Here is a 15,302-nt window from a genome sequence, read left to right as displayed (position 1 = left end):
TGGCAGAACATCAACAGCGGCTTTCTCGAGGTGGTCGAGATCGAGAAGAACGTGATGTTCCTGATCCTGTCACTCATCATCCTGGTGGCGGCGCTGAACATCATCTCCGGCCTGGTGATGCTGGTGAAGGACAAGTCTCCTGATATCGCCATCCTGCGCACCATGGGCGCCTCGCGCGGCGCCATCCTGCGCATCTTCCTGCTGACCGGCGCGGTGATCGGCGTGGTCGGCACGCTGGTCGGCCTCGGCCTCGGCGTCGCCCTGGCCGACAATCTGGAGACTATCCGCCAGGGGCTGCAGGCCCTGACCGGCACGACCATCTTCGACCCCAAGGTCTACTACCTGACCCGGATCCCGACCGAGATCGATGCCGGCGAGGTGATGCTGGTCTGCGGCATGGCGCTGGTGCTGTGCTTCCTGGCGTCGATCTACCCCGCTTGGCGGGCCGCACGGCTCGATCCGGTCGAGGCGCTCAGATACGAGTGATCCCGCCCCGCCACGGGCTTCAGAATTCCAAACACCGTCATTGCGAGCGCAGCGAAGCAATCCAGGGCCACCACGAGCGCTGCATGGATTGCTTCGTCGGCTTCGCCTCCTCGCAATGACGGCGAGGGATGCGTTATGAATACCAGCCGGTCCGATTCTGTTGAATCGGGCCGACCCGGATCCCGTCGCCGCGGAGCACCGCCGCCATGCCACACGCCGATTTCATCCATCTGCGGGTGCACAGCGCCTATTCCCTGTCGGAAGGGGCGATCAAGACCAAGGAGCTGATCGGCATCTGCAAGAAGATGCAGATGCCGGCCGTGGCGGTCACCGACACCGGCAACCTGTTCGGCGCGCTGGAATTCGCGCTGGCGGCCACCGACTACGGCATCCAGCCGATCATCGGCACCATCCTCGCCATCACCCGGACCGAGGTCGAAACCGGCGCCCGGGTCGGCGGCCCGGCCATCGCCGATCCCGACTGCCTGGTGCTGCTGGCCCAGAACGAACGCGGCTACGAGAACCTGATGGCGCTGACCAGCCGCGCCTATCTGGAGACCGAGGGCGGCCTGGCGCCGCAACTGGCGCTGGAGGATCTGGAAGGGCACACCGAGGGCCTGATCGCCCTGACCGGCGGGCCGAAGGGGCCGGTCGGGCGGCTGCTGCTGGCCGAGCACCCGGACCGGGCGCTGGCGACGCTGCGCTATCTCAAGACCCTGTTCCCCGACCGACTCTATGTCGAGCTGATGCGGCACGGACAAGAGGATGAGGACCGGATCGAGGCCGGACTGATCGACATGGCCTATGCCGAGGACGTGCCGCTGGTCGCCACCAACGACTGCTTCTTCGCCACCGAGGACATGTACGAGGCGCATGACGCGCTGCTGTGCATCGCCGAAGGCACCTATGTCGTCGAGGCCAACCGGCGGCGGGTGACGCGCGACCACCGCTTCCGCCCGGCCGCGGAAATGCGGCAGCTGTTCGCCGACCTGCCGGAGGCGGTGGACAACACCGTGGTGATCGCCAAGCGCTGCGCGGTGATGCCGAAGAAGCGGGCGCCGATCCTGCCGACCTTCCCGAGCGAGGAAGGCCGGACCGAGGCCCAGGAGCTGCGCACCCAGGCGGAGGACGGCCTGGCGGCGCGGCTGGACGCGCATGTCTTCACGCCCGAGATGGACGCGGCCGAACGGGCCAAGGTGCAGGAGACCTATTCGGCCCGGCTGGCCTATGAGCTCGACGTCATCGAGAAGATGGGCTTCCCCGGCTACTTCCTGATCGTCGCGGACTTCATCAAATGGTCCAAGGCAAACGACATCCCGGTCGGGCCGGGCCGCGGCTCCGGCGCCGGCTCGGTCGTCGCCTGGGTGCTGACCATCACCGACCTCGATCCCCTGCGCTTCGGCCTGCTGTTCGAGCGGTTCCTGAACCCGGAACGCGTGTCGATGCCCGACTTCGACATCGACTTCTGCCAGGACCGGCGCGACGAGGTGATCACCTATGTCCGTGACAAATACGGGCATGACCGGGTGGCGCAGATCATCACCTTCGGAAAGCTGCAGGCCCGCGCCGTGCTGCGCGACGTCGGCCGCGTGCTGCAGATGCCCTATGGCCAGGTCGACCGCATCTGCAAGCTGGTGCCGAACAACCCGGCCAACCCGGTCACGCTGTCCCAGGCGATCGACGGCGAGCCGGCGCTGCAGCATGAGCGCGACAACGACGAGCGGGTCCGCCACCTGATCGACCTGGCGATGAAGCTGGAGGGGCTGTACCGCCACGCCTCGACCCACGCCGCCGGCGTGGTCATCGGCGACCGGCCGCTGCACGAGCTGGTGGCGCTGTACCGCGACCCGCGCTCGCCGGTCCCGGCCACCCAGTTCAACATGAAGTATGTCGAACAGGCCGGGCTGGTGAAGTTCGACTTCCTCGGCCTGAAGACGCTGACCGTGCTGCGCGTGGCCGAGAACCTGATCAAAGCCAGCGGCGTCGACATCGACCTGGCGCATATCCCGCTCGACGACGGCCCGACCTACGCCATGCTCGGCCGGGCGGAAGCGACCGGCGTGTTCCAGCTGGAAAGCTCGGGCATGCGCGACGTGCTGCGCCGGATGAAGCCGAACCGGATCGGCGACATCATCGCGCTGGTGGCGCTGTACCGCCCCGGCCCGATGGACAACATCCCGACCTTCATCGAGGTGAAGAACGGCACCAAGGCGCCGGATTACCTGCACCCGTCGCTGCAGCCGATCCTGGAAGAGACCTACGGCATCATGGTCTACCAGGAACAGGTGATGCAGGTCGCCCAGACGCTGGCGGGCTATTCGCTCGGCGGCGCCGATCTTCTCCGCCGCGCCATGGGCAAGAAGATCAAGGCGGAGATGGACGCCCAGAAGCTGACCTTCGTCGAGGGCGCCGTCGCCCGCGGCGTGCCGGCCGGCCAGGCGTCCAACATCTTCGACCAGGTCGAGAAATTCGCCGGCTACGGCTTCAACAAGTCGCACGCCGCCGCCTATGCCATCGTCGCCTACCAGACCGCCTATCTGAAGGCGAACCACCCGGTCGAGTTCATGGCGGCGTCGATGACGCTCGACCTCGGCAACACCGACAAGCTGAACGTCTTCCGGCAGGAGCTGACGCGCCTGCGCGTCAAGCTGCTGATCCCCGACATCAACAAGTCGGAGGCGGTGTTCGCGGTGGAGGCGCTGCCCGACGGCGGCAAGGCGATCCGCTATGCCCTCGGCGCCGTCAAGGGCGTCGGGCCGGAGGCGATGCGCAGCCTGGTGCTGGAGCGCGACCGCGGCGGGCCGTTCAAGGACCTGTACGATTTGGCCCGGCGGCTCGACGTCAAGCTGCTGAACAAGCGGCAGCTGGAAAACCTGGCCCGGGCCGGCGCCTTCGATTCGATCGACAAGAACCGTGCCCGCGTCGTCGCCTCGTTCGACACGCTGCTGCGCTACGCCCACACCATGGCGTCGGAGCGGGAGAGCGGCCAGATCGGACTGTTTGGCGGCGCGTCGGGCAGCGAACTCAGCGCGCCGCCGCTGCCGAGCATCCCGGACTGGGATTCGATGGAACGGCTGCGCCAGGAATTCGACGCGGTCGGCTTCTACCTCTCGGCCCATCCGCTCGACACCTACAACACCAAGCGGCTCGGCTCGGTCCGCTCGGCCGAGATCGGCCAGAAGATGCGGATGGGCCACACCCAGCTGCGCCTCGCCGGCATCCTGATGGCCAAGCGGGAGATGACGACCAAGACCGGCAACCGCATGTGCTTCGGCACCTTCTCCGATGCCAGCGGCGTGTTCGAGGTCACCTTCTTTGCCGAGACGCTGGCGACGGCCCGGCAGCTGCTCGAGGTCGGCGCCGCCCTGGCCATGGCGGTGGAGATCCAGAGCCGCGGCGAGGAGCTGCGGCTGACGGCGCTGTCGATCGAGCCGATCGACCAGGCCCTGGCCCGCAGCGCCGCGCGCTTCGTGATCTATGTCGACGGTGTCCACGCCATCCAGCCGCTGCACGGGCTGCTCGACCGCGAAGGCCAGGGCCGGTGCAAGATCAACCTGCAGCTGCAGCTGGCGCCGACCGAGGAGGTCGAGATCGAGCTGCCGGGCGGCTATGCCGTGGGCGGGCGGGCCAAGGCCGCGCTGAAATCGGTGCCGGGCGTGCTCAGCGTCGAGGAGTATTGATCCCGGGGCCGGCCGGATGATGCGGCTTGTCTCTTCGCCGCATCGGCCGTACCAGGATCGGGTATGCCACGGGGGCACCGTCTCCCAATCGCACCGGAGGGCATGCGACCGGTCCGGCACCGTCCGGGTCGTCGCCCCTGTCCCTCCCACCGGGAACTTGCGATGAGTGACGACACCGATCATGGCATCCGCTTCGGACGGATCGCCGCCATGCTGCCGGTCCGCGACATGGACCGGGCGCACGCCTTCTACACGGACGTGCTGGGCTTCACGAAAACCTTCCAGAACGGCAGCCCCGTCGGCTTCATGATCCTGAAGCGGGATGCGGCCGAGCTGCATCTGACACTGCAGCCGGATCACAAGGCAGCCGCGTTCAATGTGGCGCATCTGATGGTCGCGGATGCGGCTGCGCTCCATCGGATCTGCCAGCAGCACGGACTGCGCATCATCAAGGGCCTGCGCGACCAGGAGTACGGCCTGCGCGCCTTCGTGTTCGAGGATCCCGACGGCAACCGGATCGACGTCGGCCAGCCGATCTGACTGATCGGGCCGGTCCGATTGTCGCGGCAGCGCGGGGCATAACCGGCAGGTCTTGTTGCCGTGCCCCGCCTGCGCTTCAGTGGGCGGATCGGACATCGGGAACGGGCAGGGCAGGGGCATGGCGCAGACCACGGCAGACGTGTCGGCCCCGGCCGGGCCACCGAGCCTGGGGCAGATCTTCCTGGCCTTCACCAAGATCGGCCTGACCAGCTTCGGCGGCGGGCTGAGCGGCTGGATGCTGCGGGAATTCGTGCAGAGCCGGCGCTGGATCACCGAGGCGGATTTCCTCAACGGGCTGGCGCTGGCGCAGGCCTTCCCCGGCGTCAATGTCGTGAACCTGTCGCTGTGGATTGGCCACCGCCTGCGCGGCGGGCCGGGTGCCTTGGCCGGCGTGCTCGGCATGGTGGTGCCGGCAATGCTGGTCGCCATCGCCACGGCCGCGCTGTTCGCCCAGGTCGCGCAGTACCGAGCGGCGCATGTCGTGCTGGCCGGCATCTCGGCGGCGGCGGTCGGGCTGTCGCTGCAGATGGGTGCGCGCGCGGCGTGGCGGGCCGCCCGGTCGGCGGTGCCGCTGGTGGTAATCGTGCTGACCTTCGTGGCGATCGGCGTGCTGCGCCTGCCGCTGCTGCCGGTCATGGCGGTGATGGCACCGCTCAGCATCGCCTATGCCGCCTGGCGGCCGCGGAAGGATTGAGGCGATGCCGGACAACATCCTGCTGCGGCTGCTGCTGGTGTTCGTGCCGCTGTCCTTGCTGTCGGTCGGTGGCGGGCAGAGCATCGTCACCGACATCCACCGGCAATCGGTCGGCGTCTATGGCTGGATGTCGGACGCCCGGTTCCTCGACCTGTTCGGCTTGTCGCGGATGACGCCGGGGCCGGGGTCGCTGCTGGTCACCCTGGTCGGGTGGCAGGCCGCCGGCTGGGCCGGCGCGCTGGTGGCGACCGCCGCCATCTTCACCCCGTCCTCGCTGCTGGTCTACGGGCTGGCCCGGCTGTGGGCCCGCTATCGCGGCGCCCGCTGGCAGCGGGTGGTCGAGACCGGCCTGGCTCCCGTGGCCGCCGGCATGGTGCTGGCGGCGTCCTTCACCGTGCTCAGCGCCGCCGAAGGCGGGGTGCTGGCCTGGGCCGTGGCGGCGGTGTCGGGCCTGACCCTGCTGTTCACCCGGGTCAACCCACTGCTGCTGCTCGCCGCCGGCGCCGTCGTGTTCCTGCTGGCCTTGCCCTGACGCCAGGCCGCAGGCCTCCGAGGGGGCTTGTCAAGGTCCCGGATCTTGAGGGGTTGTCCTGCGGCCGGATGCGCTCGATTCTGGATTGGCATACAGTGGTATGGCGGGACGGATCGACATGGAGGGAGAGGGCGATGGCGCGGGTGACCGGAATCCGGGCTTTGCCGATCCTCGGCCTGGTCTTCCTGGGGCTCGGCCTGCTCGGGCTGATCGCTGCCGGCGTGCTGGCGGGCCTGGAGTACACCAGCGGCCGCAATGCCCGGGCCGACGGGGTCATCATCGACTTCAACAACGGGCCGGAGGTCGAGTTCACCACGGCGGGCGGCAGCAAGGTGCAGTTCCGCAGCGCCGTTCGCAGCTCCTCCTTCTATCGCGGCGAACAGCTGGCCGTCGCCTATGACCCCGCCCACCCCGAGGAGGCCGCGGTCGACGGGTTTGCCGGCCGCTGGTTCCTGCCGGGCCTGTTCGGCATCCTGTTCGGCGTCTTCTTCGTGATGGGCCTCGTGCTGACGGTCCTCGGGCGCCTGCTGCTGGGGCGCCGTTATCGATCGTGGCAGCGCTAGCACACGTCGCCATGGCCAAATGCCACGGCCTGCGCTACAACCGCCGCCGGACCCGGGCGCCGATGGCTGCGCCGCGGGCGATTGTTGTTGGATGAAACCGCCTTGCGCACGGAAATCCGCGGAATGAGCCTGGCGCTGATCTGCATGATCGGCGCGGTGGTGGCCTCGAATTACCTGGTCCAGTTCCAGATCAACGACTGGCTGACCTGGGGCGCCTTCACCTATCCGCTGACCTTCCTGGTCACCGACCTGACCAACCGCGTCTTCGGCCCGCATCGCGCCCGCCAGGTCGCCTATGCCGGCTTCGCCATCGCCGTGGTGCTGTCGCTGTGGCTGGCCGATTGGCGCATCGCCGTGGCCTCCGGCACCGCCTTCCTGGTCGGCCAACTGCTGGACATCTACATGTTCAACCGGCTGCGCCGCGCCTCTTGGTGGCGGGCGCCGTTCATCGGTTCGGCCCTGGGCTCCGTGGTCGACACCGGCATCTTCTTCACCATCGCCTTCGCCGGCACCGACCTGCCGCTGTTGAACCTGATGGCCGGCGACCTCTCGGTGAAGCTGGCCTGCGCGCTCTTGTTCCTGGCGCCGTTCCGGGCGCTGATGAATGTGCTGATGCCGATGCCAGCGCTGCAGAACGGCTGATCCCGGTCCTTCAATGCGTGTTGATGATTTCGATTTCGATCTGCCGCGGCAGCAGATCGCCGACCGGCCGGCCGAGCCGCGCGACGCCGCGCGGCTGATGGAGGTCGAGGCGGGCGGGTTGATGACCGGCCCCGAGCTGACGGACTGGCATGTGCGCGACCTGCCGGGCCGGCTGCGGCCGGGCGACCTGCTGGTCGTCAACGACACCCGCGTGATCCCGGCGCGGCTGCATGGCAAGCGTGGCACGGCCGGTGTCGAGATCATGCTGCACCAGATGGTGGACGCAGGGCGCTGGCGTGCTTTCGCGCGGCCGGCGAAGAAGCTGAGCGCCGGCGACGTCATCCGCTTCGCAGACGACTTCAGCGCCACTGTCCTGGCCAAGGGCGAGGGTGGTGAGGTCGAGATCGCCTTCGACGACCCCGCGCGCCTTGCCGACAAGCTGCAGCGTCATGGTGAGATTCCGCTGCCGCCTTACATCGCCCGGCCGGACGGGCCGGATGCGCGCGACCTGGACGACTACCAGACCATGTTCGCCGCCCATGACGGCGCCGTCGCCGCGCCGACCGCGGGGCTGCATTTCACGCCGATGCTGCTGGACACGCTGGCGGCACGCGGGATCGAGACGGTGCGGCTGACGCTGCATGTCGGGGCCGGCACCTTCCTGCCGGTGAAGACCGACACGGTCGAAGACCACGTGATGCATGCCGAACGCGGCATCCTGACCGCGGAGACGGCGGCCAAGATCAACGCCGCGCGCGCCGCCGGCGGCCGCATCGTCGCGGTCGGCACCACCAGCCTGCGCCTGCTGGAAAGCGCGGCGGGAGAGGGCGGGATCGTGCATCCCTCACCGGCAGCACCGCGATCTTCATCACCCCCGGCCACCGCTTCCGCGCCGTCGACCTGCTGGTCACCAACTTCCATCTGCCGCGGTCGACCTTGTTCATGCTGGTCTGCGCCTTCGCCGGCACGGACGAGATGAAGAGCGCCTACGCCCATGCCATCGAATCCGGCTACCGCTTCTACTCCTATGGCGACACCAGCCTGCTGCACCGCCAGGAAGACCATGCCTGAGTCCGCTTTCCGCTTCGAAACCACAGCCCAGGACGGCGCCGCCCGCACCGGGCGCCTGCACACCGCCCATGGCGTGGTCGACACCCCGACCTTCATGCCGGTCGGCACCGCGGCGACCGTGAAGGCGATGAAGCCGGAGGATGTCGCCGCCACCGGCGCGCAGATCGTCCTCGGCAACACCTACCACCTGATGCTGCGACCGGGGGCAGAGCGGGTTGGCCGCCTGGGCGGGCTGCACCGCTTCATGAACTGGCCCGGGCCGATCCTGACCGATTCCGGCGGCTTCCAGGTGATGTCGCTGTCCAAGCTGCGGCGCATGGACAAGGACGGCGTCACCTTCCGGTCGCATATCGACGGCCGCGAATACCGGCTGACGCCGCACCGGTCGACCGAGATCCAGCATCTGCTCGACGCCACCATCACCATGGCCTTCGACGAGTGCACGCCGTTCCCGGCGGAGCCGGAGGTGGCGGCGAGTTCGATGCGCCAATCGATGGACTGGGCGAAGCGGTCGCGCGACGCCTTCGTCGACCGGCCCGGTTACGGCCAGTTCGGCATTGTCCAGGGCAGCATCTACCCCGAGCTGCGGCTCGAATCCGCCGCAGCGCTGACCGATATCGGTTTCGAGGGCTATGCCATCGGCGGCCTGGCGGTGGGCGAGGGGCAGGAGCGGATGTTCGCAGCCCTCGACGTCACCGTCCCGGCGCTGCCGGCCGACCGGCCGCGCTATCTCATGGGCGTCGGCAAGCCGTCCGACCTGGTCGGCGCGGTGCGTCGCGGTGTCGACATGTTCGACTGCGTGCTGCCGACCCGATCGGGCCGCACCGGCCAGGCCTTCACCCGCCGCGGCACGGTCAACATGCGCAACGCCCGGCACCAGGATGACGACCGGCCGCTCGACGAGGCCTGCCGCTGCCCGGCCTGCCGCCAGTACAGCCGCGCCTACCTGCATCATCTGATGCGGGGCGAGGAGGTGCTGGGCCTGATGCTGCTGACCACGCACAATCTGACCTATTATCAGGACCTGATGGCCGGGCTGCGCGGCGCCATCGCCGCCGGCACGCTCGACGCCTTCGCCGACGCCTTCGTGGTGGAGCAGGCGTCGGGCGACATTCCGGCCCTCTAGGAGACGCATATGGCCCGCAAGGCGAAGACCCCAGAGGCGTTGACCCAGCTCGGCCAGGCGACGGTCCTGCCGGCCTCGCCGGAGGCGGCGGTGCTGGAGACGGTGGCCAATCCGCGGCCGAAGCAGCTCTATCTCGTGCGCTTCACCGCGCCCGAATTCACCTCGCTGTGCCCGATGACCGGCCAGCCGGACTTCGCCCATCTGGTGATCGACTATGCCCCGGCGGCGAAGATCGTCGAGAGCAAGTCGCTGAAGCTGTTCCTCGGCTCGTTCCGCAACCACGGCGCCTTTCACGAGGACTGCACCGTCTATGTGGCAGAGCGGCTGATCAAGGCGATGAAGCCGCGCTGGCTGCGCATCGGCGGCTACTGGTACCCGCGCGGCGGCATCCCGATCGACGTGTTCTTCCAGAGCGGCCCGGCGCCCGAAGGATTGTGGCTCCCCGACCAGGGCGTGCCGCCTTACCGCGGCCGGGGCTGAGCCGCATGGGATGACGGGCGGAGCCGACATCAAGGACCGGATCCGCGCCGAGGCGCGGTCGCTTGGCTTCGACAGCGCCGGCTTCGCCGCGGCGGTGCCCGACCCCCGGCTGGGCGAGCGCCTGCAGATCTTCCTGGCGGACGGCCAGCATGGCGAGATGGGGTGGCTGGAGGCGAATGCCGATCGCCGGGCCGCCCCCACCACCCTGTGGCCCGAGGCGCGGACCATCCTGTCGCTCGGCCTGAACTACGGCCCGGCCGAAGATCCACGGCTGCTGCTGCAGCAGCCGGGGCGGGGCGTGATCTCGGTCTACGCGCAGGGCCGCGACTACCACGATGTGGTGAAGAAGAAGCCGAAGGCGCTGGGCGGCTGGATCCATCGCAGCTTCAAGACCGAGATCAAGGTCTTCGTCGACACCGCACCGGTGATGGAAAAGCCCCTGGCGATGCGGGCCGGACTCGGCTGGCAGGGCAAGCACACCAATTTGGTGTCGCGCGATTACGGCTCCTGGCTGTTTCTCGGCGAGATCTACCTGGCGCTCGACCTGCCGCCGGACGAGCCGGAGCACGACCATTGCGGCTCCTGTCGTGCCTGCCTCGATGCCTGTCCGACCGCAGCCTTTCCGACGCCCTACCGACTGGATGCGCGGCGCTGCATCTCCTACCTCACCATCGAGCACAAAGGGCCGATCCCGCACGAGCTGCGGCCGCTGATCGGCAACCGCATCTATGGCTGCGACGATTGCCTGGCCGTCTGCCCCTGGAACAAATTCGCCGAGCTGGGGCGCGAGGTGGCGCTGGCGCCACGGCCGGAGCTGAACGGCCCGGCCCTGGTGTCGCTGCTGGGCTTCGACGATGCCGGCTTCCGTGCCGCCTTTTCCGGCTCGCCGATCAAGCGCATCGGCCGCGCCCGCTTCCTGCGCAATGTGCTGCTCGCGATCGGCAACAGTGGCGATGCGGCGCTGGCGCCGCTGGTCGAACCGCTGCTGGATGATGCCGCCGCCGTGGTGCGGGGCATGGCCGTCTGGGCCCTGTCACGGCTGCTGGGACCGGAAAGGCTGCGCCAGCTCGCCGGGGGACGATCTGCGGACTCAGAGGCAGAGGTGCGCGAGGAGTGGCAGGCGGCGCTGGCAGTGGCCGCCTGATCGCTCGGCTTGCATTTCCCCGGCGCAGGGCGTATCAACCGCGCCGTCGTCAATCCCACACGCGGGCATCGCGGCCTGCCACAGCAGTGGCTCGGTCGCTCCGGTGCTTTTCGCCATATCCGCATCCTGCGGACAGGTGAAGGGCAAGGCCCGCGGCGGAACAACCGGAAAAGGACAGCCCGATGGCTACCCCGACCTTTACCATGCGCCAGCTCCTCGAAGCCGGTGCCCATTTCGGCCACCACACCCGTCGCTGGAACCCGAAGATGTCCCCGTACATCTTCGGTGTGCGCAACGGCGTGCACATCATCGATCTCGAGCAGACCGTGCCCCTGCTGCACCGCGCGCTCGACGCCGTGCGTGACGTCGTCGCCAATGGCGGCCGCGTCCTGTTCGTCGGCACCAAGCGCCAGGCGGCGGACCAGATCGCCGACGCGGCCAAGCGTTGCGGCCAGTACTTCGTCAACCATCGCTGGCTCGGCGGCATGCTGACCAATTGGAAGACGGTGTCGCAGTCGATCAAGCGCCTGAAGGAAATGGACGAGCAGCTGTCGCAGGGCGCGCTCGGCCTGACCAAGAAGGAGCAGCTGACCCTGACCCGCGCGCGGGACAAGCTCGAGAAGGCACTGGGCGGCATCCGTGACATGGGCGGCCTGCCCGACATCCTGGTGATCATCGACACCAACAAGGAGTCGATCGCGGTCCTGGAAGCCGGCAAGCTCGGCATCCCGGTCGTGGCCGTGCTCGACAGCAACTCCAGCCCGGACGGCATCACCTTCCCGGTGCCGGGCAATGACGACGCGCTGCGCGCCATCGAACTCTACTGCGAGCTGTTCTCCGGCTCGGTCATCGCCGGCATCCAGGCCGAAATGACCGCCAGCGGCGCCGATGTCGGCGCCCTCGAAGAGGCACCGGTCGAGGAGGCGCTGCCCGCCACCGAGATCGGCGAGGGCATCGAGGTCGTCGAGGCCAGCGAGCCGGAACAGCCGGCGGCCTGAGCCGGACGCGATACCGGGGCGGCCCAGAAAGCCGCCCCTTTCTTTCGATGAGGGCGCCTGCGACCGAATGGGCGCGGCGCCGAACGTACGAATAAGAGGTCGAAATGGCAGAGATCACAGCAGCGCTCGTGAAGGAGCTTCGTGAGAAGACCGGCGCCGGCATGATGGACTGCAAGAAGGCGCTCGGCGAAGCCGGCGGCGATATCGAGGCCGCGGTCGACTGGCTGCGCAAGAAGGGCCTCGCCGCTGCCGCCAAGAAGGCCGGCCGCGTGGCTGCCGAAGGCCTGGTCGGCATCGCCGTCGAGGGCAATCGCGGCGCCCTGGTCGAGGTCAACTCCGAGACCGATTTCGTGTCGCGCAACGACAAGTTCCAGGGCCTGGTATCGACCCTGGCCGGCCTGTCGCTGAAGGCCGACGGCAACGTCGAGGCGCTGGCCGCCAGCGCCTAACCGGGCACCGGCCGCACCGCCGCCGAGGAAGTGACCCAGATGGTCGCGACCATCGGCGAGAACATCAGCCTGCGCCGCGCCGCCGGCCTGACCGTCTCGGACGGCGTCGTCGCCGCCTATGTCCACAGCCCGGTTGCGGCCGGCCTGGGCAAGATCGGCGTGCTGGTGGCCGTGGAATCGACCGGCGAGAAGGCCAAGCTCGAGGCGTTCGGCAAGCAGGTTGCGATGCATGTCGCGGCGGCCCGCCCGGATGCGCTGCACGTCGCCGACGTCGACACCACGGCCCTGGACCGCGAGCGCAGCGTGCTGGCCGACCAGGCCCGCGCCAGCGGCAAGCCCGAGTCGATCATCGAGAAGATGGTCGAAGGCCGGCTGCGGAAGTACTACGAGGAAGTGGTGCTGCACGAGCAGGTCTGGGTGCTGGACGGCGAATCGAAGGTCCGTGACGCCATCGCGGCGGCGGCCAAGGATGTCGGCGCGCCTGTGACCGTTACCGGCTTCGTCCGTTTCGTGCTCGGCGAGGGCATCGAAAAGGAGCAGGGCGACTTTGCGGCAGAGGTTGCGGCCACGCTCGGCCGCTGACCGATTGCGGGGCGCCCGGTCGACGGGCGCCTTTCGGGCGGATCAAACCAGGCGCTGGTACGTTTGGACGGTCTGATGCAAGACGCGGCGGGCCGGCCAGACCTTCGGGGCGGGCCGGTCGAAGCCGGATCGACGACGCTGAAGGAGTAGGGCGACATGGCGAAAGTGGCCCAGTATCGACGGGTGCTGTTGAAGATCTCCGGCGAAGCCCTGATGGGTGACCGGGATTACGGCATCGACCCGAAGATGGTGGACCGGATCGCCCAGGATGTTGCCCAGGTCCACGCCCTCGGCGTCGAGATCTGCATGGTCGTCGGCGGCGGCAACATCTTCCGCGGCATCAGCGGCGCCGCTTCCGGCATCGAGCGGGCAACCGCCGACTACATGGGCATGCTGGCCACCGTGATGAACGGGCTGGCGCTGCAGAGCGCCTGCGAGCACCAGGGCCTGCACACCCGCGTGGTCTCGGCCATCCCGATGCAGACGGTGTGCGAGCCCTATATCCGGCGCCGGGCGATCCGGCACATGGAGAAGGGCCGCGTCGTCATCTTCGTCGGCGGTACCGGCAACCCGTTCTTCACCACCGACACCGGCGCAGCCCTCCGTGCCTCCGAAATGGGCTGCGACGCGCTGCTGATGGGCAAGCAGGTCGATGGCGTCTACGACGCCGACCCGCTCAAGGTCGAAGACGCCAAGCGTTTCGACCGCTTGACCTACATGGATGTGCTGGCAAAAGATCTCCGCGTCATGGACCATGCGGCGATCTCGCTGGCTCGCGAAAACAAGATTCCTGTCCTTGTCTTCTCCATCAACGAGCATGGCGCGTTTGCCGAGGTGGTCGCAGGACAGGGCCGCTACACGATCGTTACCGAGGAGGGCTGAGCTTGGCCAAAGCCGATCTCGACGACATCGCCCGCCGTATGGCGGGCGCTCTGGAGTCTCTGCGCAAGGATCTCGGCGGTCTCCGGACCGGCCGGGCCAGCACCAGCCTGCTCGAGCCGATCACGGTCGATGCCTATGGCGCCCAGATGCCGATCAACCAGGTCGGCACCATCGGGGCGCCGGAGCCGCGCCTGCTGACCGTCTCGGTCTGGGACCGCACCATGGTCAAGGCGGTGGAGAAGGCGATCCGCGACTCCGGTCTGGGGCTCAACCCGCAGACCGAAGGCCAGACGGTGCGCGTGCCGCTGCCCGACTTGAGCGAGGAGCGCCGCCGCGAACTGACCAAGGTCGCCGGCAAGTATGCCGAGGCCGCCCGCGTGTCGGTGCGGAACGTCCGCCGCGACGGCATGGACGCGCTGAAGCGCGCGGAAAAGGATCACGAAATCTCCGAGGACGAGCACAAGCGCCTGTCTGATGAGATCCAGTCGCTGACCGACCGGCATATCAAGAAAGTCGACGAAACGGCGGCGCAGAAGGAAAGAGAAATCCTTCAGGTTTGAGCAGCGGGATGCATCGTTTCGCCCCCAAGGCCGAAGGCCAGCCCCCGCTCCATGTCGCCATCGTCATGGATGGCAATGGCCGTTGGGCGACCAACCGCGGACTGCCGCGCACCCTCGGCCACCGGAAGGGCATCGATGCCGTCAAGGCGACGATCGACGCCTCGATTGCGCTCGGCGTCGACTATCTCACGCTGTTCGGCTTCTCGACCGAGAACTGGCGTCGCCCGATCTTCGAGGTTGGCGAGCTGATGAAACTGTTGCGCTTTTTCCTGCGCGGCGAGCTCAAGGCGTTGCACCGCAAGGGCGTGCGGATGCGTTTCATCGGGGATCGGACCCGGCTTGCGGCGGATATCGTCGACCTCCTGGTCGAGAGCGAGACGCTGACCGCCGGCAACACGCGGCTCAACCTGACCGTTGCGCTCAGCTATGGCTCCCGGCAGGAGATCACCGAGGCGGCGCGCCGGGTGGCGCGCGAGGTCGCAGCCGGCACCCTGGCGCCCGAGGCGATCGACGAGGAGCTGTTCGCAACGCGCCTATTCACCGCCGACCTGCCCGATCCGGATCTCCTGATCCGCACCAGCGGCGAGCAGCGGATCAGCAACTTCCTGTTGTGGCAGACGGCCTATGCTGAACTGGTCTTCACCGACACGCTGTGGCCGGATTTCGGGCATGCCGAACTCGAAGCGGCCCTGACCGAATTCCGCACGCGGGAACGTCGTTATGGCGCTGTCGGTGGCAAGTAACCCGCCGCGGGGTAAGCCCAGCAACCTGTCGCTGCGAATCGTCTCCAGCCTCATCCTCGGACCGCTGATCCTGGCTGCCGTGTATGTCGGCAACTGGGAATTTGCCGTCATTGTCGCCTTGCTGGCGCTG

The 15,302-nt window shown here is 68.2% G+C and carries 14 protein-coding genes and 2 pseudogenes; all 16 read left to right on the top strand.

Features of this window, described 5'->3' with window-relative positions:
* Positions 1-486 (top strand): FtsX-like permease family protein (locus AC3XYG_RS39010; protein WP_489145291.1); only part of this gene is annotated, 486 nt, incomplete at its 5' end.
* Positions 487-692: 206 nt separating this feature from the next.
* Positions 693-4,166, top strand: a complete 3,474-nt coding sequence (gene dnaE / locus AC3XYG_RS39005) for a DNA polymerase III subunit alpha (protein ID WP_489145290.1) — start codon at positions 693-695, stop codon at positions 4,164-4,166.
* Positions 4,167-4,328: 162 nt separating this feature from the next.
* On the top strand, positions 4,329-4,706 hold the full coding sequence (locus tag AC3XYG_RS39000) for a glyoxalase superfamily protein (protein WP_489145289.1): 378 nt from the start codon (positions 4,329-4,331) through the stop codon (positions 4,704-4,706).
* Between the two features lie 118 nt (positions 4,707-4,824).
* Positions 4,825-5,400: a chromate transporter gene (locus AC3XYG_RS38995; protein WP_489145288.1), complete on the top strand. Its 576-nt coding sequence runs from the start codon at positions 4,825-4,827 to the stop codon at positions 5,398-5,400.
* Between the two features lie 4 nt (positions 5,401-5,404).
* A complete protein-coding gene (locus AC3XYG_RS38990) occupies positions 5,405-5,932 on the top strand; it encodes a chromate transporter (protein ID WP_489145287.1) in 528 nt (175 codons plus the stop codon).
* A gap of 134 nt (positions 5,933-6,066) precedes the next feature.
* Positions 6,067-6,495, top strand: a complete 429-nt coding sequence (locus AC3XYG_RS38985) for a DUF3592 domain-containing protein (RefSeq protein WP_489145286.1) — start codon at positions 6,067-6,069, stop codon at positions 6,493-6,495.
* A gap of 123 nt (positions 6,496-6,618) precedes the next feature.
* Positions 6,619-7,137, top strand: a complete 519-nt coding sequence (locus tag AC3XYG_RS38980) for a queuosine precursor transporter (RefSeq protein WP_489145285.1) — start codon at positions 6,619-6,621, stop codon at positions 7,135-7,137.
* Between the two features lie 13 nt (positions 7,138-7,150).
* Positions 7,151-8,208, top strand: a pseudogene (gene queA / locus AC3XYG_RS38975) (tRNA preQ1(34) S-adenosylmethionine ribosyltransferase-isomerase QueA).
* Entirely contained in the window at positions 8,201-9,334 is a 1,134-nt protein-coding gene (tgt, locus tag AC3XYG_RS38970) for a tRNA guanosine(34) transglycosylase Tgt (protein ID WP_489145284.1), read from the top strand. Before queA ends, tgt begins: the two are co-directional and overlap by 8 nt.
* 9 nt (positions 9,335-9,343) lie before the next feature.
* Entirely contained in the window at positions 9,344-9,814 is a 471-nt protein-coding gene (gene queF / locus AC3XYG_RS38965) for a preQ(1) synthase (RefSeq protein ID WP_489145283.1), read from the top strand.
* A gap of 10 nt (positions 9,815-9,824) precedes the next feature.
* Positions 9,825-10,958, top strand: a complete 1,134-nt coding sequence (queG, locus tag AC3XYG_RS38960; protein WP_489145282.1) for a tRNA epoxyqueuosine(34) reductase QueG — start codon at positions 9,825-9,827, stop codon at positions 10,956-10,958.
* Between the two features lie 182 nt (positions 10,959-11,140).
* A complete protein-coding gene (gene rpsB / locus AC3XYG_RS38955) occupies positions 11,141-11,956 on the top strand; it encodes a 30S ribosomal protein S2 (RefSeq protein ID WP_489145281.1) in 816 nt (271 codons plus the stop codon).
* Between the two features lie 104 nt (positions 11,957-12,060).
* Positions 12,061-12,987: pseudogene (gene tsf / locus AC3XYG_RS38950) on the top strand (translation elongation factor Ts).
* 156 nt (positions 12,988-13,143) lie between these two features.
* Complete coding sequence (pyrH, locus tag AC3XYG_RS38945; protein WP_489145280.1) at positions 13,144-13,869, top strand: UMP kinase; 726 nt, start codon at positions 13,144-13,146, stop codon at positions 13,867-13,869.
* A gap of 38 nt (positions 13,870-13,907) precedes the next feature.
* On the top strand, positions 13,908-14,429 hold the full coding sequence (frr, locus tag AC3XYG_RS38940; RefSeq protein WP_489145292.1) for a ribosome recycling factor: 522 nt from the start codon (positions 13,908-13,910) through the stop codon (positions 14,427-14,429).
* A gap of 8 nt (positions 14,430-14,437) precedes the next feature.
* Positions 14,438-15,172 (top strand): isoprenyl transferase, encoded by a 735-nt coding sequence (locus tag AC3XYG_RS38935; protein ID WP_489145279.1) that lies wholly within the window; start codon positions 14,438-14,440, stop codon positions 15,170-15,172.
* Positions 15,173-15,302 lie beyond the last annotated feature (130 nt).

Source organism: Inquilinus sp. (assembly GCF_057815775.1).
This window is presented reverse-complemented; position numbering and strand designations above follow the sequence as displayed.